This window comes from Pseudoalteromonas sp. TB25, from assembly GCF_000497995.1.
GTDB lineage: Bacteria > Pseudomonadota > Gammaproteobacteria > Enterobacterales > Alteromonadaceae > Pseudoalteromonas > Pseudoalteromonas distincta.
Genome location: NZ_AUTI01000455.1, coordinates 1 through 24,778 on the forward strand (window position 1 = coordinate 1; position 24,778 = coordinate 24,778).

Genomic DNA, 24,778 nt, shown 5'->3' on the forward strand with positions numbered 1-24,778 from the left:
CTGCTCCCGCTCCTGTTTCAGAAGCTGCGAGTTCACAATCAAGTATTGAGAAGCGATTAGCGTCACTTGAAAATATGATGCAGTCGCGTAACTTTTTGCAAGTAGAGTTACAACAACAGCTCAACTTATTACAAGACGAAGTAAGCCAAATTCGAGGTGTAACAGAAGAGCAAAGCTACAAGCTTGAAAAAGTACTGCAGCGTCAGCGTGAGTTGTACCAAGAAATCGAAAACCGCGTGAGCCAAGCTTATACACAGCCAGCAGCTCCGGTAGCCGATCAGGCACAGCCAAACGACGCACAGACCTATAGCAGTGACTTATCTGAAAACGAAGCGTATGAGCGCGCTGTTGCGTTAATAATGAAAGATAAACGCTACGATCAAGCGATCCCTGAATTTCAAACGTTTTTAACTACGTACCCAAACTCTGTATATGCATCTAATGCGCATTATTGGTTAGGGCAGTTGCTTACAATTAAGAATGATGGTGTAAAAGCGGTAGAGCACTTTAAAGTCGTTGTTAACGAATTTCCAAATTCTAACAAACGTCCAGATGCAATGCTAAAGTTAGGTACACTTTTACAAGATCAAGGTTCGGCGGAGCAAGCACAAAAAATATTGAGTGATCTTATCAATCAATACCCAAGTACAACCGCTGCAAAACTAGCGACTGATCGTTTAGGTAACTAGCGACTAAATTTTTAGTTAAGGCGAGCAAACTACATGGAAACTCTCGAAGAATCTTGGATTTGCATGTAGTTTGAGCACAAACGGTTTAATTTTGTGCATCTAGACATAAAAACTTAAAAAAAGAGACAATTTCGGTTGCACTCATTTTATAAATAAGTATTATAAGCGCCCGCAGCAAACGAATGGTTACCCCACTCGAAATGCGACAAAAAGAGCGGGTTATTAGCTCAGTTGGTAGAGCAGTTGACTTTTAATCAATTGGTCGATGGTTCAAATCCATCATAACCCACCATTCTTTGAATGGTCTTTTATCGGCGGATTTACGTAGAATACTAAGTTGTTATAAAACGCAACGTCAGAGCGGGTCATTAGCTCAGTTGGTAGAGCAGTTGACTTTTAATCAATTGGTCGATGGTTCAAATCCATCATGACCCACCATTCTTTATTCCTTGTGAATACGGTTTGGCATCAATCGGCGGATTTACGTAAGCTTTAACTTAGTAATAAGTTAGCAACTGGAATGGGTTATTAGCTCAGTTGGTAGAGCAGTTGACTTTTAATCAATTGGTCGATGGTTCAAATCCATCATAACCCACCATTCTTTATTCCTTGTGAATAGTGACTGGTTCCAATCGGCGGATTTACGCAAAGTAGTAAGTTACATTTAAACGTAACAATAGAGCGGGTCATTAGCTCAGTTGGTAGAGCAGTTGACTTTTAATCAATTGGTCGATGGTTCAAATCCATCATGACCCACCATTCTTTATTCCTTGTGAATACGGTTTGGCATCAATCGGCGGATTTACGTAAGCTTCATTCATAATTGAATAAGTGCATAGAGCGGGTTATTAGCTCAGTTGGTAGAGCAGTTGACTTTTAATCAATTGGTCGATGGTTCAAATCCATCATAACCCACCATTCTATGAAAAGTTATATAAGAGCGGGTCATTAGCTCAGTTGGTAGAGCAGTTGACTTTTAATCAATTGGTCGATGGTTCAAATCCATCATGACCCACCATTCTTTATTCCTTATGAATAGTGTTTGGTATCAGTCGGCGGATATACGTAAGCTTCATTCTTAATTGAATAAGTGCATAGAGCGGGTTATTAGCTCAGTTGGTAGAGCAGTTGACTTTTAATCAATTGGTCGATGGTTCAAATCCATCATAACCCACCATTCTATGACAGTTTAATCGGCGGATTTACGCAAGCTTTTTACAAAGCAGATTTATATTAGAGCGGGTCATTAGCTCAGTTGGTAGAGCAGTTGACTTTTAATCAATTGGTCGATGGTTCAAATCCATCATGACCCACCACTCTCTAATACTTTCCTTTATATTCTTTTTTAATTTCCCACTTTATTTTTTATAAACAGCCTTACTAGTTCGCTGTTATTTGCTTTCATATTCTCGTATAATTCGCCCTAATTAATGCACTGTAGATAAGTGGTCGAGAACATGAGTCTAGCTCAAACTATTATGCCTGAAGGTTATATTTTTCCCCCTAAGCCAGCACCGTTAACACAAGACGAGCAAGGCGAATATAAAGCGCGTATAAAACAATTACTAAAAGATAAAAATGCAGTACTTGTTGCCCATTATTATACCGATCCTGAAATTCAAGCACTTGCTGAAGAAACCGGCGGCTGCGTTGCCGACTCGCTAGAAATGGCGCGTTTTGGCGCACGTCACGATGCAGATATGATTATTGTTGCGGGCGTAAAATTCATGGGCGAAACAGCCAAAATTTTAACGCCAAATAAAACGGTTGTTATGCCAACGCTTGAAGCAACATGTTCGTTAGATATTGGCTGCCCGATAGATGAGTTCTCTGCGTTTTGCGATCAGCACCCTGATCGTAAAGTAGTTGTATATGCAAACACCTCTACGGCTGTTAAAGCACGTGCAGATTGGATTGTAACTTCATCCTGTGCACTTGAAATAGTAGAGCACCTCGATGAGCAAGGCGAAAAAATCATTTGGGGCCCAGATAAGCACCTTGGTAGTTATATTCAAAAAAATACCGGTGCTGATATGCTTATGTGGAATGGCGCATGTATTGTACATGACGAGTTTAAAACAAAAGCACTTAAAGACATGAAAGCGCTACACCCAGATGCAGGCGTATTAGTTCATCCTGAGTCACCAGCAGAAATAGTTGCTCTTGCCGATTCGGTTGGATCTACGAGCCAATTAATCAAAGCAGCGCAAACAATGGACAACAAAAAGTTTATTGTAGCAACCGATCGCGGCATCTTTTATAAAATGCAGCAACTATGTCCAGATAAAGAGTTTTTTGCGGCTCCTACGGCAGGTGAGGGCGCTTCATGTAAAAGTTGCGCACATTGCCCTTGGATGGCAATGAATGGCTTAAAAGCGATTGAAGAAGCCCTCATAAGTCCTAAAGGCAAAGAAGTATTCGTTGATATGGATTTACGCGAAGGCGCTCTTAAATCCTTAAATCGCATGCTTGAGTTTACTGCGAGCATGGCTAAGTAACTTTTAAAGTATAAATTAAAAACGGTTAAGTCTTAGATTTAGCCGTTTTTTTGTGCCTATAGGTAAGTGTTGCTTGATTAGTAAGCATTTAAAGGCCCAAATTTAAAAATGCCTTGCACCTTAAGGGTCTATTTCATACTATAGCGCGCTGTTGCATTACACAATTGCAGCACCGTGGAGGGATGGCTGAGTGGCTGAAGGCGCACGCCTGGAAAGTGTGTTTAGGTTTATCCCTAACGAGGGTTCGAATCCCTCTCCCTCCACCATTATTCAATATTAGGACGTCTCAGGACGTCCTTTTTTGTGCCTGTAATAAAGTAAAATCAATAACTTAGTGTATCATCTCGTCCCATCCTGTTTCACCCAAGCTCAAAGCTTTAGTATCTAATATGGTATTCCTTTAATAAACTGCCATAATAAAGAATACTAAATTGGAGTAGGGTTCATTTTTTATGGCAAGATCAGCGAAGCAACTTACCGATACAGCGCTAAAGAAAGTAAAAGCAGAGGATAAAGATCTTATTTTATCTGATGGTAATGGCCTACAAGTAAAAGTTAGAAAGAGTGGTTCTAAGCTCTGGAACTTTAACTACTATCATCCAATTACAAAAAAGCGTATTAACATGGGCTTAGGTAAGTATCCCGATATATCAATTGTTAATGCTAGAAAGCTAGCGCAAGAAGCCAGGGAGTTGGTTGCTCTAGGGACTGACCCTAAAGAACATAGAGACGAAACCTTAGCTTTTAAACGAGCACAAGAAGAGTTAACGCTAAATAAAGTCGCTTTAGAGTGGTTTGAGGTTAAAAAACAAAGTTTAACCAAAGACTATGGTGAAGATATTTGGCGATCGTTAAACAAGCATATTTTATCGGTTATTGGCAAATACCCCATTGGTAAAATCAATGCACCACAAGTGATTAAGATTTTAAAACCCATAGAAGCAAAAGGAACCTTAGAGACAGTTAAGCGGCTATGCCTGTATTTAAGAAAGATCATGATACACGCAGTTAATAGTGGTTACATTAATGCTAATCCACTTGCAGGGATTAGTGAGGTTTTCAAAAAGCCGCAAAAACAAAACATGCCTTCGTTAAAACCAGAAGAGCTGCCTGAATTAGTGCAAACACTTGCTATAGCATCAATTAAGCGCGTAACTCGTTTTTTAATTGAATGGCAGTTACATACACTTACGCGCCCAGGTGAAGCTGCCGGTACTCGATGGGATGAAATCGATTTTGGTAATAAACTTTGGACTATACCCCCTGAACGCATGAAAAAACGCAGAGAGCATGTCATTCCTTTATCAAAACAGGCTTTAGAGTTATTGGAGGCAATAAAACCAATTTCAGGGCACAGAGAGTTTGTTTTTCCGTCAGACAGAAACCCCAGAAATCATATCAACAATGAAACAGCTAATATGGCTCTAAAACGTATGGGGTTTGAAGGTAGGTTAGTAAGTCATGGCTTACGTTCGCTTGGAAGTACAACATTAAATGAGCATGAGTTTAACCCAGATGTGATAGAAGCCGCACTTGCGCATGTAGATAAAAACCAAGTTCGTTCTGCTTATAATAGAGCTGAATACATAGAAAAACGCAGAGAGCTAATGAATTGGTGGAGCGACCATATAAGCAAAGCATCTCAGGGTACACTGTCGGTAACAGGGCATAAGCACCTTTTAAAAGTTGGTTAGAAGAGAATAAAAATAAGGATATAAAATGGCTTTAACACAAATGCAAATCATTCAATCACTTGGTGAGGCAATGAGCTGGCTAGAAAGGGAGTTAAGCTGGGATGTGCCTGCAACAGAGCTAAGACATTTAACCGGTAGAATAGGGGAGCTCTACGCTGCACTTATAACGAATGGACGTATGGCAACAGAGGTTAACCAAGCGGGGTATGATGTAGTATCAAGCACAGGCGAGCGTATATCAGTTAAAACAACAGGTAGGATGCATACAGGCGGCCATATTAGCTTTAACACTAATACCTTAGGCTTGGTCGATCGCATAATTATTTTAAGAATCAATACAGATGAAATGCAAGTTGAAACTTTGTTAGACCTGCCAGTTGAGCAAGCTAGATTACTAATGAGTGATGTAGCAACGGGTAAAAGCTGTATTACAATGAGCAAGTTAATAAATCCACCATTTAAACCACGTATATTACTAAGCGTAAAAGAAGCAACATGGAATAACTACAAATTGGTAGAGCTTGAAAACGGGACCATAGAGGTGTTTTTAAATGACGAGCTTGTAACACCAAGTAAGCCTTACTTACGTGATATTGCTAAAGAGTTAGGGGTTTCAATATTAAATGGCAACGGAAATCCATTTAATACACGGCAATTAGGTTCTGTGTTGATTAAAGAGTTATTAAATTAAAGCTATCGTTGTTTATACACAGTAGTTTAAAGCTAAGTAATTAGGCCTCTAATTCACTGAGCTTAAACAAGTTTCATTAACTATGTAATTTATGTATTATGCAGACTCCTCATACAAAAGGATCGTTGATGAAGAATGTACTACTAATAGTTACTGGTGCAAGCCCACAAGTATTAACCGAAACTCTTTTTGCACTTTATCAGCAGGGTAAGCCTATTCCCGAAGAGATTTTTGTTATTACTACAAAAAGCACAAAGCCAATGCTTACTAATGGATTATTTGAGCAAGGTCATTTAGCTAAACTAATAGCAGATTATAAACTTCCCAACATTAAACTTCCCGATGAAAACATATGGCTAATAGAAGATGACAAAGGCCAACCTATTAATGATGCTAAATCTGAAATAGAACAAACTTACATGGCCGACTTTATTACGCGTAAAGTGTTTGAACTCACCAATAAAAACGATATTAGTATTCATGCGTCTATTGCTGGTGGGCGTAAAACAATGGCGTTTTATTTAGGTTATGCCATGTCATTATTGGGTCGCGAGCAAGATTCGCTCAGTCATGTATTTGTGAATAACGAATTTGAATTTGTTAGAGACTTTTACTACCCAACACCTTACGACCACATTATTGATGGTAAAAATGGCACGCAAGTAAACTGTATTAATGCAAATGTAACCCTTGCCGAAATACCCTTTGTACGAATGCGCCAATCTATCGACGAAACCCTCATTGCAAATATGCAAAGTGCATCATTTAGCCAAACAGTAGCAAGCTTAAACTCAGCTCATAAAAAAGATTTAACCCTTGAAGTAAACGCAAAAGCAAAAACGCTCACCTTTGCAGGTATAGAAATTAAACTTACCGCAAAAGAAACCGCTTTTTATTTATGGTTAAACCAATACAGCCAAAGTGAACATAAAAAGCTAGTTGTGGGTCGTGATTTTGAAGAGTCTTTGCGTTACAGCAAAGAATATCTCATGCTTTTACAGCAAAATAGTAGTGATTTACGTATATTCCGCGATACGTTTGGCATAGAGCCCGAAGATTTTAGAGATGGTTTTCACAGTAATTTAAAGGTAATGGAAAAAACCTTTGTGCAGCAAACTTGCAGCCGCATAAAGAGTAAAATAAATAAGGTGTTACCCAACGAGCTTGCTAAAAAAATAGCGATTGACTCCAATAACCAAAGCTTTGAAACAAGCTACTGGTTAAGTGCAGTAACACATAATATAAAAATAAATATAACGGCTTAATATTCGCAAGCTTGCAAACGCATAAAAATAATAACGCATGGTAAATTAGTTGATAAGGAAGTAATCAGGAATGAAGCAATCAATGAACTTTGAACATATTCAATCTAAGTGGCCAGAGCTACACCAGTTAGCCGCTTTTGCAGAAGACTATGCGATTACCGATCCGCAAAGCTCACTGGTTAAGCTGCGTTGCTTTGCCGAAAAAGTAGTAGGCTACTTATATAAAGAACTTCGCTTACCTGTTTTACCAACGTCTAACATTTTCGACAAACTCACCGCCGACGACTTTACCAGCGCAGTCCCGCGTTTAATTACCGATAAGCTCCATGCCATACGTAAAAGCGGCAACCAAGCCGCGCATGAAGGCAAAGTAGATCAACAACAAGCTATTTGGATATTAAAAGAAAGCTACTTTGTAGCCTCTTATTTGTTTATGGCTTATGCCAATGGTACGCAACAAGAATGCCCAGAGTTTAAAGCGCCTGAGCAAACACAGCCAACTAATCAAAGTGATGCCCAGTTTGCTAAAAAGAACAAACAACTCACTCAGCAGCTAGCCGAAAATCAAGCCCGTTTAAAACGCGCACTTGACGAACTAGAAGCCGCAGAGCTTGCACAAAAACAAGCCCAGCAGCAAACAGCAAAACTAAAACAAACTATTGATGCAGAAAAGCTTAACCAGGTTAAAACGCGAAATGAGCAAATTGTTAACTCAAGTTTTAACTTTAACGAAGATGAAACCCGTAAGCGTATTATCGACTTAGACCTGCGTAATGCAGGTTGGAATGTAGCACTTGACGACAAATCAACAGAAGACGTTGGCAAAGAAGTAAAAGTAACAGATCAACCTACAACAACAGGTATAGGCTATGTTGATTACGTATTATGGGATGACGACGGAAAGCCACTTGCTGTAATAGAAGCCAAACGCACCCGCGAAAACATCGAAAAAGGCCGCCAGCAAGCAACGCTTTATGCCAACGCGCTCGAAAAGCAATTTGGGCAACGGCCCGTTATTTTTTACTCGAACGGTTGGGATATAAAAATTCTAGACGACGCGCAAGGTTATAACAGCCGAGGTTTATACGGTTACTACTCAAAAGATTCCCTGCAGTACTTAATAAAGCAACGCACGCTTAAAAAAGAGCTAAACACCACGCCAATAGATACCGCAGTAGCAGGGCGTTTGTATCAAATGGAAACCATAACCCGTGTGTGTGAGCGCTTTAGTGATAAACACCGCAAAGCGCTTATTGTGCAAGCAACCGGCACGGGTAAAACACGCGTATCTATTGCCCTTGCCAAACGGCTGCTCGATGCAGGTTGGGCTAAGCGCGTACTGTTTTTATGTGACCGAAAAGAGCTACGTAAACAAGCAGGTAATGCCTTTACCGAGCATACCAAAGAGCCAGTACACATTGTAGGTAAAAGCGCTAAAAACACCGCAGCGAGTGCGCGTGTATTTATAGCAACCTACCCAGGCATGCTGCGTATAATGAATAAGTACGACGTAGGTCACTTTGACCTAATAGTAGCCGATGAATCGCACCGTTCAATTTACAATATTTATGGTGATATTTTTAAATACTTTGACGCGCTAGAAGTGGGCTTAACCGCCACGCCGGTAGAAATGGTATCGCGCTCAACCTGTGATTTATTTAACTGTGATTACAAAATGCCAACAGCCAATTACCCGCTTGAAGACGCCATAGAACAAGGCAACTTAGTCCCCTACAAAATTGTAAGTTACACCACACAGTTTTTGCGCGAAGGCATTAAAAAAGACAACCTAACCGATGAGCAAATAGCCCAATTAGAAGAGCAAGGCATTGATCCGAACGAGCTCGACTTTGATGCAAAACAAATAGACGAAGCCATTAAAAATAAAGACACCAACAGGCTAATACTACGTAACCTAATGGAAAAAGGCCTGCGGGACAAAGACGGCCAGCTACCTGGTAAAACAATAGTATTTGCCCGTAACATAGCCCACGCCGAATTAATGGCGCAGCTGTTTAGCGAGCTTTACCCGCAGCATGGTGCTAATTTTTGCCGCGTTATTCACTCAAAGTACGAACGCGCTGAAGAGCTAATAGACGACTTTAAATCAAGCGACGAAAACAGCGTACGCATAGCTGTATCGGTCGATATGCTCGACACCGGCATAGACGTACCAGAATGTGTAAACCTTGTATTTGCCAAACCCATAAAATCAAAAGTAAAATTTTGGCAAATGATTGGCCGTGGCACACGCTTATGCGAAAACCTATATGGCTCAGGTAAGCACAAAACTCACTTTTTAATATTCGACCACTGGGCAAATTTTGAATACTTTGATGAAAATCCAGAAGAAGAAGACGTAAAACAAGCTAAATCGTTACTGCAAAAGCTATTTGAAGCGCGGGTAACCCTTGCACAAACCGCCCTTAAAAAAGCCAATATGGATGTGTTTGATCAAACAATAAAATTAATTCACGACGATATTTGCTTACTGCCAATGGAATCAATATCGGTGCGCGACAACTGGCAAGTGGTCGAAACCTTTAAAGACCTAAAACGCCTTAATCAGTTTATTCCTGATGATGTACAAACGTTGCTAGAAGAAGTAGCGCCGCTTATGCAATGGCGTAACATTATGGGGCAAAGTGAAGCCTATAAATTTGATTCTGAGCTAACCACCATTCAAACGCTGTTAATTACCGATGAAAGCCAAATTGATTTAGCTAAACAAAATGTAATGAACAAAGTTGAATCGCTACAAATGCACTTGAACGAAGTGCGTAGCAAAGCACCTGCAATAGCAGAAATACAAACCGAGCAATATTGGCAGTATTTAACCCATGCAGCGCTTGAGCAAAGCCGCATTAATTTACGCAGTATTATACACCTGCGTAATAAAGACATAACACCGCCAAAAAGTGACTTTATACTCGATATAAAAGAAGACGCAAACCAAATACACGAAACCGATAGGCTTACAAAAATAGTCTCTATTGATTATCAAATATACCGACAAGAGGTTGAAAAAACACTCACCCCGTTATTTGAAACCGACAGCGTACTTAAAAAAATTCGTAATGGCGAACAAGTAACCGAAGCCGACTTAGCGCAATTAAGCTCGTTAGTGCATACGCAAAACCCAAGTGTAGATTTAAATACATTAAAAGAGTTTTTTCCCGAATCAACCGCGACGCTCGACAAAATATTGCGTACCATAGTCGGCATGAACAAAAACGCCATAGAGCAGAGCTTTACTACCTTTGTGCAGCAAATACACACTCATGTAAATGCCAAACAACAGCGCTTTATTGGTATGTTAAAAAACCACCTAATACGACACGGCTCTATTGAAATAGCCCAGCTTTACGATGCGCCTTTTACACAAATACACGACATGGGGCTCGATGGCGTATTTAGCCAGCAACAAGCCGACGTAATAGAACAATTTATTAAGCAGTTTGACGTAAAACTAGGCGACAAAGCCCAAAGCGTTGAAAAGCAAATACACCTTTAATTTTATAAGCGCGTAATTTACTACGCGCTTAAACAGCACTAACTAGGATACACATTAATGATAACCGGACCTTTAAAAAGTAAAATAGACAAACTATGGGAAGAATTTTGGACAGGCGGAATAACTAACCCGCTTACCGTAGTAGAGCAAATTACTTTTTTAATGTACGCCCGTATGCTCGACATGAACGAGCAAGCCGACGAAAAACGAAGTGCGCGTACTAAGCAGCCGTTTAACCGCCGCTTTAGCGACGCCGAGCAACACATTCGTTGGCAAAACCTGCGCCATTTAGGGGCCGAAGAGTTATACAAACTGGTTAAAGATGAACTGTTTCCGTTTTTTTCAAAAACCTCAGACGACGTATCGCCAGAAGGCGCGGTATTTAATGAGTTTATGAAAGACGCGCAATTAATGATTCAAAAGCAAAGCTTATTGGTAAAAGCCGTTGAAATGGTAAACGACCTTCCGCTTGAAAACTCAGACACCAAAGGCGATTTGTACGAATACTTGCTTAGCAAACTTACTACCGCAGGCATTAACGGCCAATTTAGAACCCCGCGCCATATTATACGCGCCATGGTCGAAATGATGGACCCAAGCACCACCAGCCAAATATGCGACCCATCAACCGGCACTGGTGGCTTTTTATCGGTAAGTTACGAATACCTATTACAAAAATACACATCAGCCGAGGGCATAGAGCGCGAACCTGTGCTTGATGTAGATGGCAACGTACAATGTGATGACAGCGGTAAACCGCTCGAAAATTGTCTCTACTCAGGTGATTTAATAACCCCAGAGCAGCGCAGCCACATAGATGCTCACATGTTCAACGGCTTTGACTTTGACGCCACCATGCTACGCGTAGCCGCCATGAACCTAGTAATGCACGGCATTAAACAACCGGGCATTCATTATCAAGATACCCTAAGCCAAAACTTTAAAGAGCACTACCCGCAAAAGGCTAAAGAAGGCTTTGACATAATACTCGCCAATCCGCCATTTAAAGGCAGCCTAGACGAAGAAGACGTATGCCCCGAGTTATTACGCAAAGTAAAAACTAAAAAAACCGAGCTGCTATTTGTTGCCCTTATTGAGCGCATGTTAAAAGTAGGCGGGCAATCTGCGACTATCGTGCCCGACGGCGTATTATTTGGCTCATCAAAAGCGCACGTACAACTGCGCCAAATGCTGGTGGATAACAACCAGCTAGAAGCGGTAATTTCACTACCAAGTGGCGTGTTTAAACCCTACGCCGGTGTATCAACCGCTATATTAATTTTTACCAAAGGTGGCAGCACCGACCATGTATGGTTTTACGACGTACAAGCCGACGGTTTTAGCTTGGATGACAAGCGCACGCCAATAAAAGCAAACGACTTACCAAGCTTAATCAGCGAATTTAAAACCCGTGATAAAGCAACCGCGACAAGTGATAGCAATGACAAAACCCAGAAAGCCTTTTGGGTAAGTAAAGATGACATAGCCAGCAATAAATACGATCTATCAATCAACCGCTACAAAGAAGTGGTATACGAAGAAGAAAGCTACGATCCGCCAAAAGAGATTTTAGGTAAATTAGTGAGCTTGGAAAATGAAATTCTTGACGACCTAAAAGCGTTGGAGAAAATGTTGTGAGTAAGCTAGCAACCAGAAAAAAGTTAGGCGAGCTATGCAGTGTTGTAACAAAAGGAACAACACCAACGTCACTTGGAATGAAATTTGAAGATGAGGGCGTCCCTTTTTTAAGGATACAAAACCTCTCAGGATCAAGCGTACATTTAAAAGATATTCTTTATATTAGTGAAGATACTCATAATGCACTAAACCGCTCAAAGATAATGCCGGGTGATTTCTTAATAACCATAGCTGGTACAATTGGTCGAGTTGCTATTGTTCCTGATGATTTCCCTGAAGCAAATTGCAATCAGGCTGTTGCAATATTAAGGTTTGATAAGAGTAAGTTACTTCCAAGGTACCTGCTACATTGGTTAACAACAAATGATGCACTCAGACAAATTAGTGGTAAGAAAGTTACTGCAACTATTTCAAACTTAAGTTTAGGACAAATAAAGGAATTAGAAATCCCACTCCCTCCACTGGATGAGCAAAAGCGCATAGCCGCGATTTTAGATAAAGCCGACGCCATCCGTCGCAAACGGCAACAAGCCATTCAACTCGCCGACGACTTCCTACGCAGTGTATTCCTAGACATGTTCGGCGATCCTGTTACTAATCCAAAGGGATTTAAAAAGGCAGCCATAACTGAGTTGTCAGATGTAATTACTGGCTATGCTTTTAAAAGTGCAGAATATGTTCAAGATAGTGAAAATTCTGTAAGGCTCTGTAGGGGGGCTAATACTTTAACGGGTTATTTTGAATGGAAAGATACGGCATATTGGGATAGGGATAAATTAAAAGGAATAGAAAACTATATTATTAACTCGGGTGATGTGATTCTAGCGATGGATCGTCCATGGATTTCGAGTGGTCTTAAAGTCTGTATATTCCCTGAGAATCAACGAACTACATACTTAGTGCAACGAGTTGCGAGGATTAGACCGAAACAAGCAATCTATACAGATTATTTATATTCTTGCATTTTATCTAGTGCATTTGAAAAACACTGTTGTCCTACAGAGACTACTGTGCCGCATATTTCTCCGGTAGAACTTAAGAACTTTGAAGTACTAGTACCGGATGAAAAGCTAGTTCAAAAATATCATGATGTAGTATTTAAGGTTCGAAGTTCTATGTTAGCGATGGAAGAATCCTTGCTAGAGGCTAATTGTGCTTTTAACTCATTAAGCCAAAAAGCCTTTGCAGGCGAACTATAACGCTATTTATAAAAATAATAACAAGGATGTTACATGATAGAACGTGAATTAAATAACAACATAATCAACGTACAGTTTGTTCAACAAGCTACTTACTTCACGCGCAAGGGTAAATAAAAAATGCAGGGACAAATAAAACGCATGAACGAAGTGGGCGATACGGTGTTTTTAACACCCTCGCCATTACTCAGCTACGAGGAACTGGTATTAAAAAGCTTAGGATCAAATACCTATCGCGGCTTTCATCGCAAAAATAATAATTGCTTAGGCGCATCACATACCTTTAGAGATGTGTTAACTAAAAAGAAAAATTATTTAATACACGCACTCAATAATCTCACTTCTGAAATAGAGTTAAACAAGCTTGCCAACGAGTTATGTAGTGAACTAATAGTTGAACTGAGTAAAAACATTAAACCTTCGCAATTGTTGTCGTTTAATAAAATACGAAAGCCCATTGATATTGTATTTGAGCACTTTGTAGCTATGGGGGAAGGCTTTGCACCAGCAAGAAAAACCGCCACACCATGGCTATTATTACCCCTTGATAGCCAAATTTTTCAGTCTGAATTTATATTTACCACTGAAGAAGCTAAGTCTTTAGGTATCAAGCGCCGCTTTACATATAAAGATATTGAGACAGCCCAGCACTACGCAGATATACAAAATTTTTTAAAAGGTAAAGCGGCAAAAATAGGTTTAAACCACCGTATTTATTTTGATTTGGTATGGAACAAACGCTATGAAAGCAACGGCACCAACTTATTTTTAACCAACCCAAGCCGAAATCGCTAAAGAGCTAAGTGTTCATATATTAAAACTAATAGCTGATAGATATTTGTTTATTAATGACTTTAATTATTAAGTAAAAAATAAGCTATTAACCACTTATTAAGTAATTACTACCCGTAAACTAAGGGATTAGGAGTAAGGCATGTTTGAAGGATTGTTATTAAACGCTGATTTATTATGGCCAAATGCATGGTTAGGGCGTTCATTTATAATTATTATGGTACTACTTTTTGTATTTGCTGTTGGTTGGGTACTTTTACTAAAGCATAACAGTAAAAAAACAATTAAAAAGGTTGAAGAAATTGTAGCAAAACAAACTACAGAGTCTCTTTACGATAATATTGCTGATATTAGAGATAAAGCTAAATCATCAAACGATGACGTAGTCAAAAACCTTTGGCGTGAGTTTGATGAAAGCTTGGTTTTAGATCACCGAGAAAAAGGCGTATATAACACCTTAGATGCAGAGCACTTTTTTAACCCAAGAACACTTGCCTCGGGTATCACTTCAAATAGATTACTAGCAGCAGCTCCCTCATTTTTAACTGCAATTGGTGTACTCGGTACTTTTTTAGGCTTAACTATGGGCTTAAAAGGGTTACATATGGAAAGCAACGAAATAGAGGCGCTTAAGGGGGGTATTGCGAGCATGATTAACGGTGCCGCAATGGCATTTGTAACCTCTGTTTGGGGTGTGGGGCTTAGCTTATTGCTTAATATTTATGAAAAAAACACAGAACGCCGAATAATTAAGAAAGTGGTTAAGATTCAGCAGAAGATTGATTTTTTATTTCCTCGTTTGCCTGCTGAAAAGTCGTTAGTTGATATTTCTAAAAACACCAGTGACAGCAGTGAGGCTTTACAAGAGCTACATGAGCGTATTGGCGATCGCCTACAAGAAACTATTTCAGGCATGAACAAAGACATGCAAGAGGCCTTTACCAATGCACTTAATAATGTAATGGCACCTGCTATGCAGTCGTTAGTGAGTAATGCCAGCCAACAAACTAGCGGCGTGCTGGAGCATTTAATTAGTAACTTTACCGAAAGCATGCAAGCGGCAGGCAGAGGCCAGGGTGAACTTATACAAAAGTCGACTGAGCAAATGCATGAGGCAGTAAGTAGCCTGAGCGGACAAATGAGTGCAGTGCTTGAACAAAGTAGTAAGCAAGCCGAGCTAATGGCCCAGCAACAAGCCGGTGCATCGTCGCAATTTAACCAGCAACTCGAAGCAATGCTGAGCAAAAGCGAAGAACGCCAACAGCTTATGGAGCAAAAGTTATTTACGGCTATTGAATCGCAACAGCAATCGCAAGCAACACGTGAAGCAAACCATGTAGATAATTTACAGTCGGTATTAGGTGGTTGGTTAACTGAGCAATCGCAAACTCTTAATAAGCTTTCTGACTCTATGGCCGAAGTACAAAGCGCTATGGGCGAATCGAACCGTGGATTTGTTAATGAGCTTTCTAGCCAAAACGAAAAAACAACGGCGCAGCAACAGGCGTTTACTAGTGGCCTTGAAACAAGTTTACAAAGCTTTATGCAAAGCACTGAACAGCGCCAAAAGACGCTTGAAGAAACGTTTGGCTCATTGATTAACAGCCAACAGCTTGAAGCCTCTAAGCGTGACTCAGAATATCGTGAGCAATTACAATCGCAGTTAGGTAAGTGGCTAGCACAACAAGACCAAATGCTTACCTCGATGACTGATGCTGTAATACGTACGCAAACACATATGGACTCGGTTATTGCACAGCATAAAGACGTTATTGGGGAGCTTAAAACGGTTGCGGAGTCATCTGCTACAAGTAGCCAAAACCTAAGTAATAGCGCAAACCAAATTGGGGTGTTATCGGGCAATTTATTAAAAGCAACAGAGCTGTTTGATACGCGCTTAGCTGATATGACCGACACTATTAAAGGTATTTCTGCTCAAAATGATGGATTAGCGAATCACGTAATTGAACAAGCTAAAGTGCTAAGAGGGCTCGAAACCTCACTTGTTGCTACAACAGAGCAATTTGGTAATACAGCTAAATTAGCTCAAAGTGGCTTTAGCGAAATGAAAACACATCAAATTGAGTTTATAAGTGGTGTTGAGGCATCTTTTGAAGGGCTAAGTAATACCTTAGCTAAGCAAGTATCTGACATTGAAAAGCAAACGAATGAGTGGCTACGCAGCTATTCATCAGAAGTAAATACGCAAGTTAAAGAGCGTATGGAGACCTGGAACACCACAACCCTTGAGTTTGGTGACCAGATGCGCCGTACAGTAAGTTCTATTTCTGATTTAGTGGATGAATTGGAGCGTAGCTAATGCGAGTATTTAAAAGCAACCAAGTAAGTGTTGATGAAGAAAACCCTTACTGGATGTCGTTTTCGGATATTTTGTCGGGCTTACTTATTTTATTTGTTTTAGCATCTGTTGTGTTAATGGTTGAGCTTATGGAAGCCAAAGAAGAGCTTGAAAATAAGCAACAAGCATTTACCCAAGAGCTAGAAATGCTGCACATGGCTGAGGGTGTTCGCAAAACGATATTACATGAGGCTGCTGAGTTACTGCGTAAGCGAGGCATACAAGTTACGGTTAGCGAAAATGAAACTGTATTAAGTATTCCTAACGATATTTTAGGGTTTGATAGCGCTGCATTTAATATAAGTCCGCAGTTTGAAGGCACTGCACTTGAAATTGGTGAGGTGCTAGCTGAGGTTATAAATAAAGATAACCGTGAGCAATTCCTCGATACTATTTTTATTGAAGGGCACACCGACAGTAAAAACTTTAACGGCATGCTGGGTAAAGGTAATTGGGGGTTATCGACCTTTAGGGCGATTTCGTTATGGGAGCTTTGGAGTAAGTTACTGCCAAGCCAACATGATTTAGCAGGTATTACTAACAAAGAAGGTAATCCGCTTTTTTCGGTTAGCGGCTATGCGGCAACACGTAGAATGGTAGTTGAAGAGTTAACAGAAGGTGATTTTAGATCTAACAGGCGAATAGACATACGCTTTACTATTCGCAGGCCTACTAGTGCGGAATATGAAACGGTGAGAAGCCGTTTGGAGATGCCTTAATTATGTTGCTTTTACCTCCTATACCTCAGCTTTCAGAATTTAGCTGGGAGCGATTTTCACAGCAGTGGAATAGCCTGACTTCACAAACAAAGAAAATTGCCGACGGTGCAGGACAAGGCGAAGAATTTAAAGCCCTTGAGCAACAGGTAAGGCAATGTGTATTAAGCAGAGATATTACACAATTAAAAAACACACTACTTAAACGCAAAGGCGTGCGTGTTTTAACTCAGTTATGGATTGATAAAGAAGACGTAAGAAAAGGCTCATTAAACGAAGAAACAATAGATTACATTCAAGCTAAACATCCCAAACTTGGTATGTCGTCGTTAATGAATTTAATTTCGTTAGTTTATCGTTATTTTGATGCACTGGTTGATGGCAATATTTTTAATCGATTAACGCAGTGGCTTAACCAGCAAATAGAGCAACGTTTAAAAGATCGCAAAAATACAAGCGACACAATTTTGTCTGTGCTTAATCAGGCTAAATGGCTGTTTGATTTAACCGCTCCTAAGGCTTTGGTTAACCTTGCCAAACAAAACCACTTAGACTTAAGCGAACAATTAAAAAAACTACGCTTAAACGAGCTGCCGCAAGGGCGTTTTTTAGATATTTGCCACGCGCAATATTACCTGGATACACTGAAAGAAATTCCCGTTGGTGAGCAACATGATGTGCTGCATGAGCTTTTAAAGCACGATGTTGCCACTATGCCTTTTGAGGAAGGTAAACGAATAGGGCACATAGCGCTTGAAATTATTATTGACCGCTCTGCTGGTGCACCAAGTGAAATATGGCAAAACTTTGTACTGAATTTAGCTGGCGACCCGCGTATTGCTAATACAGCTACAAATTACCGCCAGTGGTGGAAGCCCATTGGTGAGAGTAGGGTAAAGGCGGTAACAAGCTGGCTTGCCAAAGAAGACTTGCGGCTATTTTTAGGCGCTATTGAAGAGTACGCAAATTACACCGGCGATGAAGCCTTGAACAGAATGTTCCCTGCACGTAAGCGCTTTTTAGAAGGGCTTTATGAACATGGGTTTGTACGTAATGCACGGCTAATGCTTGGAAACCAAGCAGAGCATACAGTTAAGCGAGTGCTAGGAAAGAGTTTAACAACCAGTTATATAAACCTTAGAGGAATGACTCAAACCTCCATTATTTATTTAGATTGCGGTGATTTTCATATCATTGAAGGATCGCATAACTTTAAGCTATGGATTTATATGGGTTTACCTAGTGAGAAGCTTAACGATTACTCTTTGAGTGAGTTAAACCATTCTTCTTTAACACACAGCTTTCCACAGGAATTTAAAAAGAACTATCCAAAAGGCGAGTTAATGCCTATTCAACACTCGCCGACTTCTTGGCAAAAAAATGCTATTGATTTTTTAACTCAAAATGGCATTGAACTCGATTTAGAAAAACTATTTTATAAAGACGAATACAGAAGATATATAAGTCGGTATGGATTACCTGTTTTAGGAAGTAAAGAAAAAGTAGAAATAGAAGTAGAAGCAAAAACGGAAGCCACTCAATCGCTGGAGTCTTTAATTTTGCATGTACTAGATATACATCAACCTATAAATAGTAACTCAATTACTAATATCTTAGCGCAGGAGTTTGAGCTTCGCAAAAGTGTTCACCAGGTAAATTTTGCACTTTATACTTTACGTACAAAAGGCAGGGTCACCTTAAACTCTGAAGAGTTATGGAGCCGTTCGCTGTAGCCCACTTCAGAGAAAAGCATGAACTTTAGGAATATTAAAAAGGGATTTAAAAATACATGTCACTTGTTAGTTTGATAAAAGGGCTTTTGCCTAATAATAAAAATAGTCATTTAGCGGACGATAAATACTCCTTAGTGTATGACTCGTATGGCGTTAATTTTGCCACTGATGAAGCCTCATTCCATTGCTTAAATAATGGTGAGGGTGGGGGCCACCAGCTTATTCAGCATGTTGTACTTAAAATGCTACAAGAGCGAGATATTGCACAGCCTATACCTAATGGCTTTAGATTAGACAGTGAGCAAGCATGTTTATTAGACCCCGAAGATACAGACGTTTTAGGGCTACCGCCTTTTTTTAATAACGACTTTGACGTTGATATTCAAGGTAGAACAACTAAAAGTAGCTTTACGCTGCAGTTATTTGCAAAATTTGAGCAGCAAAAATATCCAGTAAAAAGAAAAGGACCTATACTTTTTTTTAGTGAGCAGACTCAGTATTTAATGACGCCTGAGCAGCTTAATGCAGTTATAGCCGTAGAAGAGCATTCGTCGCTTACGCCTGATGACCACACTGAGCTAAATAATGTGTTGGCAGTTGCTAAGTTACAGCAAGCAGCTAAAGATGGGTTAAAACTAGATTTAAAACATTTTGATAAATTTGATTTAGTACAACCAGAACAAATTACAGTAACAGCAAATCAACAGGTTGATGGTAGCCTAGAGCTTAGCCCTAGCTTTGGTGATGGATCATCATCAGAAGACTTACAAAATCGCTTAGCTCAGTTACAGGGCGATGGGCAAGTAATGCGAATAAAAGACCGCATTGTTTTACTTACTGACGATAAAAAGCAAGCTGTTAAAGAAGTACTGCAAAATAGAACCATTCCTGCACACAAAGTCGCAGAATTTATTAAAACCCCTTCAGCTTTTTTAGATGCGTCTATTCTTAACCTCGATCTTGGATTTTCTCTGAGAGTTGCTGGTATTGGCAAAATGGTACACATTCCTTTTGGTCAAGACAGCGATGGCAGTAATGGCTGGTTTTCGACAAATACAGACAGTAAGCCACCAGAGCGCTTAGTTAAGTTGCTTGAATGCGAGGAAGATGTTGTATCGTTTGAGCAAAGTTACCAGCAAGCTAAAGGGCAAAATGCAGATAGTGTTGTTGTTGATGATGAGTTAATTGACATACGCGATGAGCAGCGAGTTAGTGAAACACTCGCAGAGGTAAGAGAAAATTTAGCAAACCCTTCTAATGACTCAGATACGCCTGAAGTTGAAGATACTCTGGTTCGTAAAGAGCAAGTTTCTTTGTTACTAAAAGATGCGGAAGAACATAATCAAGACATTGTAAATAAAGTTGCGCAGTTAGACCGAGCTATTAGTTTTGATAGAACTAATTTAGCGCGAGCACCTTTCCCTCATCAAGAGTCTGGCATTAGCTGGATGATGTCGTTACTTAAGTCAGCGCAATTAGATAACCATGATGATATGTATAGAGTACAGGGGGCTTTACTAGCCGATGATATGGGGCTTGGTAAAACCTATATGACGTTAGTTATGCTGGCTGAGTACTTGTCAATGCAGCAGCAAAACAATAAATCCGAAAAGCCTATATTAATAGTCGCTCCACTTAGTTTATTGGAAAACTGGGAACAAGAGGTTGAAGCTACTTTTAAAGATTCACCATTTAGAGATATTAAAGTCCTACAGTCATCAAGGGATTTGAAAGAGTTTAAAGTTCAAGGGGCTGAACGAGAGTCTATGCAGCTTGCGACGGTAATGAATGATTCGCATGCTGATCATAAATCTATTCGTTACGCTTTGCATGTTGGGGCTGATGCAGCAACAAAGCGTTTAGATATGGATAGACGGGTTGTTATTACGACTTATCAAACGCTACGGGATTACCAATTTTCTTTATGTGTTATTGACTGGGGAATTGTAATATTTGATGAAGCTCAAAATATTAAAAACCCAAATACTCAAGCAACACGTGCAGCTAAAGCACTAAAAGCTGATTTTAAATTACTAGCTACAGGTACTCCTGTTGAAAATAGTTTAAGCGAGTTTTGGTGTTTAATGGATACAGCGCAACCAGGGCTATTAGGCGATTGGAGCTATTTTAGAGAGCGCTGGATTAAGCCAATAAGTAGTGCTAATGAGGAAGAAAAAGCAGAGGTGCGTTTAGAAGTTGGTAACGATTTACGTAATGCTGCTGGGCAGTTTATGTTACGCCGAACCAAGGAAGACGAGCTAACCGGAATGCCTACTAAAACAATAAAAACAGGAATTCATAAAGACTTGGCTGACAATATGGCATTTGCTCCAGAGTTAGCTCGTAATATGACCGGAGGCCAGTTGCTTGGCTACAACCAAATTGTTGAAGATTATAGAAAGGAGAAAGCAAAAGAGCAGGGCGGCGGCCATGCTTTAACAGTATTACAGCAATTAAGGGCTGTTAGTTTGCATCCAAGGCTTGATGAGGTTTTTAAACAGCCACCTAATAATGCCAAAGAGGCACAGCGTAATTTACAAGAGTCTGAAAAGTTACGCATGTTGTTAGATATATTGTCAGATATAAAAAACAAACAAGAGAAGGTAATTATTTTTGCGACAACTAAAAAGCTCCAAGCAGTTCTTAAAATATGCCTAGATAAAATTTATGAGCTAAACATTCATGTTATTAACGGAGACAGTAAAGCGATTGCTACAAAAAAAGATCAGCTGTCTCGTAAAGGGATGATCACTGACTTTGAAGCAGAAGAAGGCTTTAACGTTATAATTATGTCGCCTGTAGCGGCAGGCGTTGGCTTAACTGTTGTTGGTGCAAACCATGTAGTTCACTTAGAACGCCACTGGAATCCCGCAAAAGAAGCGCAAGCTACAGATCGTGTTTATCGTATTGGTCAAAAAAAGCCTGTATTTATTCACTTACCCTGCCTTTTACACCCAGAATATGATTCGTTTGATGTGAACCTAGACAAACTACTCGCAAAGAAAACCATGCTAAGGGATGCGGTTGTAACGCCTGAAGTTGTGAGTGAGCATGAGCTAATGTCGTCAATGGGGCTGTGAGGTTAAGTGGCATTAAGGATGAGCTTACTACTTTGCAAGCTTGTGAAATTAATTTTGAGCAATAAAAGAATAATATTAAAGATATCTCATAATTTTAAGTTGCGAAAGTACTTCAATTAAAAGTGGATATATAACTGAAGTTTAGAACGTCGGGATCGATGAGCTTTAAATAATAATTTAAGGAAGAAAATGAGAATAACAAAACTTACTTTGGGTAACTTCAAGTCTTTTAAAGAAGAGCAGGAAGTTGAGTTTGCTCCAGTTACTTTGCTTTTTGGGCCTAATAGTGTAGGTAAAAGCTCGTTGATAACTGCATTATTTTACTTGCAGCAAATATTAGCAAAAGAACAATGTAACCCTATGTTTATTGATGCTATGGGGCATAAACATATTGGTGGATTTGAAAACTTAGTTAATGGTAAAGATTTAAATAAAAGTATAACTATTGGTGTCGAATACGATAAATGTGGCGAAATTGGTGAGAGTTACTACAAATTAATAGATTTACTTCCAGAGGCCCTTGGTTTTTATTTAGATAGCCCAGCAGTCGAAGCAAATAAAGTAGAAGTTAAATTTGAGATTAGGTGGTCTTTTAAGCTAAAGGACGCTTATATCTCGAAATATATCGTACGTTTAGATGGTGTAGGTGTAGCTCAAATTGAAAGCGACGCGAATAAAATGCAACCGCAGATAGTTGCAATTAACTATTTACATCCTTTACTTCAGCCACAGGGGCAAGATGAGTTTATAGTATCGTCTTTCGAAAATGGTCATATTCACCCAGAACTTATTACGGAAGCTTTTCAATTAAATGGGATTGAATTACCAACAGCTAGAGAGATCAGCAAAGGTGCAGATGATTTACTAAGCTTATATACTGAAAATGATAAAGTTAGCTTGTCTGATGAATGTTTTATTAATGAATTACATGAGCTTATAGTAAAAGACGGAAGATTACTGACTATAAATGGTAGCAAGACTTTACAGCAGACAATTGGAATTAATAGCCGTATTGGAGCGGCTCCTTCATTAGGGCGCTCTTTGAAAACACCATTTGAATTATCAGATGAAACTCAAACCTTATTAATACATGAAATATTGAGCGATATTTTTATTTCACCATTGGATAATTTATTAGCCTTATTAAATAATAGCCTTTGTATAGGGCCTTTGAGGCATATACCCGATGCAAATTATCAGCATAATCCTTATCCTGAACAAGCAGATTGGTACAAAGGTAAAGCATGTTGGGATGAGTTACAAAAGCTGGACTTAATACGTGATACAGAAATAAACAGATGGTTGTTCGACAAAGATAAATTGAATTTAGGTTATAAATTGGTTTACAAGACTGATGAGTTAACATCGCGTTATGTGACGCCAACGATGGAGTTGAAAACTGTTGAAGATGTACTAGCAATGTCTGATGTTATTGGTGAATCATTAAAAGTTTCTGTATCAAAAGAAAATCCTGATGCTAAAGAAAGCTATATAGACAGGGAGTACATTGAAGAATTACGTAAGAGTAAAGATTTTCACTCGAGTCTATATGTAGGCCAGGAGTTCGATAAGTGGACAGCATCCACTTTATGGGACTGCCATAATAATATTGAAATCAATGCATCTGATATTGGTGTAGGTGTGTCGCAATTATTACCTCTAATTGTAGCAAGTCAATCTAATAAAAAAGGCATTATTGCCTGTGAACAACCTGAATTACATGTTCACCCTCGTGTTCAAGTCGCTATTGGTGACTTACTCACACAAAGCAATACCAAGGGTAGTTTTTTAATTGAGACACATAGTGAGCATCTAATACTCAGACTCTTACGAAGAGTAAGAGAAACTTCTGAAGGTAATTTACCTGTTGGTCAAGTCCCGGTTTTACCCAATGATATTAGTGTGATTTTTTTGTCTAAGTCAAAAGAGGGGGTTATAGTCAAAAAGCTTGATATTACCTCTGATGGTGACTTTGAAAAAGATTGGCCTGGTGGCTTTTTTGATGAACGTGATGAGGAGTTATTCTGATGTATCAAGAAGTAGCTTTCGATCCCCGTTGCTTAGCTGAGTTTCATTATTATAGCTTATTAAAAACTGAATTTGGTTATGAGAAAGGGCGTTATATTATTGCACCTCTTAAGAAATGGGCCCAAGAAGCTCATAAAGCTGCAAAAGAGTCTGAACAACTCAAACCTGTAAGAAAAAAATCAATTACGAACTATCTAAATAAGCTTCAAAAAGAAAAAGTTAACCCCTTTATTATACTGCCAAAATATCGAACAGATGTTAATGGAAGTAGCTGGTTTAATTGGTGTCAAAACCAAATCGTTTTAGCTCCTTTTAATTATGTGATTTCTGAAAGTTTTGCGAGCTCCATTAGTCATGAAGATATCTTAGAACAAGATGTTCGCTGGTTAAAGCCTCCCACAATTACTGTAAATAAAAGCTCGGCAGAAATAATATCGATGATAGAGCCACTTATAAAGCTAGGTGGCGTTATAACTATTGTAGATCAGTATTTTCGGTTATCTGAAAACCCTGTACTAGATGAGATTTTAGCTAAAATGAATAGCAACTCTGGTATTACATTAATAAAACTTGTAACTAGTATGGAAACTGTAGAACCGGAAGTTATTTTCTCTAATCAATACTTAAGTAAATACCAAAATTTACCTTCATTCGAGCTAATTACCGCCCCAAACAAGTTTTTTCATGACCGTTATATCATTTCATCATTAGGCGCTATTAAGGCTGGACATGGATTCTCCGAAGGTTCTGAAATGGGGACTCAGTCAGATAAAGTTAGCTTTAACTTATGCAGTAAGGAAGAAGCGATATCTACACTCAATTGGGTAGATAAAGTACTTTCTGAAGGTAAAGCCCACAGTAAAAATTTAAACGGAATTTAAT

At 39.3% G+C, this 24,778-nt stretch carries 15 protein-coding genes and 9 tRNA genes; all 24 read left to right on the top strand.

Features of this window, described 5'->3' with window-relative positions:
* Positions 1-689, top strand: a 689-nt coding sequence (ybgF, locus tag L652_RS0122445) for a tol-pal system protein YbgF (protein WP_024603660.1), incomplete at its 5' end; no start/stop codon positions are given.
* 216 nt (positions 690-905) lie between these two features.
* A tRNA-Lys gene (locus L652_RS0122450) sits at positions 906-981 on the top strand.
* Positions 982-1,051: 70 nt separating this feature from the next.
* Positions 1,052-1,127: transfer RNA gene (locus tag L652_RS0122455), tRNA-Lys, on the top strand.
* A gap of 84 nt (positions 1,128-1,211) precedes the next feature.
* A tRNA-Lys gene (locus L652_RS0122460) sits at positions 1,212-1,287 on the top strand.
* Between the two features lie 85 nt (positions 1,288-1,372).
* Positions 1,373-1,448 (top strand) — tRNA-Lys (locus L652_RS0122465).
* Between the two features lie 83 nt (positions 1,449-1,531).
* A tRNA-Lys gene (locus tag L652_RS0122470) sits at positions 1,532-1,607 on the top strand.
* A 24-nt stretch (positions 1,608-1,631) separates the two neighbouring features.
* A tRNA-Lys gene (locus L652_RS0122475) sits at positions 1,632-1,707 on the top strand.
* 83 nt (positions 1,708-1,790) lie between these two features.
* Positions 1,791-1,866, top strand: a tRNA-Lys gene (locus L652_RS0122480).
* Positions 1,867-1,929: 63 nt separating this feature from the next.
* Positions 1,930-2,005 (top strand) — tRNA-Lys (locus tag L652_RS0122485).
* A 141-nt stretch (positions 2,006-2,146) separates the two neighbouring features.
* Complete coding sequence (gene nadA, locus L652_RS0122490; protein ID WP_002962419.1) at positions 2,147-3,187, top strand: quinolinate synthase NadA; 1,041 nt, start codon at positions 2,147-2,149, stop codon at positions 3,185-3,187.
* Between the two features lie 176 nt (positions 3,188-3,363).
* Positions 3,364-3,453: transfer RNA gene (locus L652_RS0122495), tRNA-Ser, on the top strand.
* A gap of 186 nt (positions 3,454-3,639) precedes the next feature.
* Positions 3,640-4,881 carry an integrase domain-containing protein gene (locus L652_RS0122500; protein ID WP_024597099.1) on the top strand — a complete coding sequence of 414 codons (1,242 nt, stop codon included), beginning with the start codon at positions 3,640-3,642 and terminating at the stop codon, positions 4,879-4,881.
* A gap of 25 nt (positions 4,882-4,906) precedes the next feature.
* Entirely contained in the window at positions 4,907-5,572 is a 666-nt protein-coding gene (locus L652_RS0122505; RefSeq protein ID WP_024597100.1) for a hypothetical protein, read from the top strand.
* Positions 5,573-5,700: 128 nt separating this feature from the next.
* Positions 5,701-6,837, top strand: a complete 1,137-nt coding sequence (csm6, locus tag L652_RS0122510; protein ID WP_024597101.1) for a CRISPR-associated ring nuclease Csm6 — start codon at positions 5,701-5,703, stop codon at positions 6,835-6,837.
* Positions 6,838-6,907: 70 nt separating this feature from the next.
* Positions 6,908-10,351 (top strand): DEAD/DEAH box helicase family protein, encoded by a 3,444-nt coding sequence (locus L652_RS0122515; protein ID WP_024597102.1) that lies wholly within the window; start codon positions 6,908-6,910, stop codon positions 10,349-10,351.
* 57 nt (positions 10,352-10,408) lie between these two features.
* Complete coding sequence (locus tag L652_RS0122520; protein WP_024597103.1) at positions 10,409-11,989, top strand: class I SAM-dependent DNA methyltransferase; 1,581 nt, start codon at positions 10,409-10,411, stop codon at positions 11,987-11,989.
* Positions 11,986-13,188, top strand: a complete 1,203-nt coding sequence (locus tag L652_RS0122525; protein WP_024597104.1) for a restriction endonuclease subunit S — start codon at positions 11,986-11,988, stop codon at positions 13,186-13,188. Before L652_RS0122520 ends, L652_RS0122525 begins: the two co-directional genes overlap by 4 nt.
* A 120-nt stretch (positions 13,189-13,308) precedes the next feature.
* Positions 13,309-13,983, top strand: coding sequence for a hypothetical protein (locus L652_RS0122530; RefSeq protein WP_024597105.1), 675 nt, complete (start codon positions 13,309-13,311; stop codon positions 13,981-13,983).
* 139 nt (positions 13,984-14,122) lie between these two features.
* Entirely contained in the window at positions 14,123-16,300 is a 2,178-nt protein-coding gene (gene zorA / locus L652_RS0122535; protein ID WP_024597106.1) for an anti-phage ZorAB system protein ZorA, read from the top strand.
* On the top strand, positions 16,300-17,058 hold the full coding sequence (locus L652_RS0122540) for an OmpA family protein (protein WP_024597107.1): 759 nt from the start codon (positions 16,300-16,302) through the stop codon (positions 17,056-17,058). The genes zorA and L652_RS0122540 overlap by 1 nt, the downstream gene beginning before the upstream one ends.
* A gap of 2 nt (positions 17,059-17,060) precedes the next feature.
* On the top strand, positions 17,061-18,788 hold the full coding sequence (locus tag L652_RS0122545; RefSeq protein ID WP_024603661.1) for an EH signature domain-containing protein: 1,728 nt from the start codon (positions 17,061-17,063) through the stop codon (positions 18,786-18,788).
* A gap of 56 nt (positions 18,789-18,844) precedes the next feature.
* Positions 18,845-21,868 carry a DEAD/DEAH box helicase gene (locus L652_RS0122550; protein WP_024595702.1) on the top strand — a complete coding sequence of 1,008 codons (3,024 nt, stop codon included), beginning with the start codon at positions 18,845-18,847 and terminating at the stop codon, positions 21,866-21,868.
* Positions 21,869-22,057: 189 nt separating this feature from the next.
* Positions 22,058-23,896, top strand: a complete 1,839-nt coding sequence (locus L652_RS0122555; RefSeq protein WP_024595703.1) for a DUF3696 domain-containing protein — start codon at positions 22,058-22,060, stop codon at positions 23,894-23,896.
* A complete protein-coding gene (locus L652_RS0122560; RefSeq protein WP_024595704.1) occupies positions 23,896-24,777 on the top strand; it encodes a hypothetical protein in 882 nt (293 codons plus the stop codon). Before L652_RS0122555 ends, L652_RS0122560 begins: the two co-directional genes overlap by 1 nt.
* Position 24,778 lies beyond the last annotated feature (1 nt).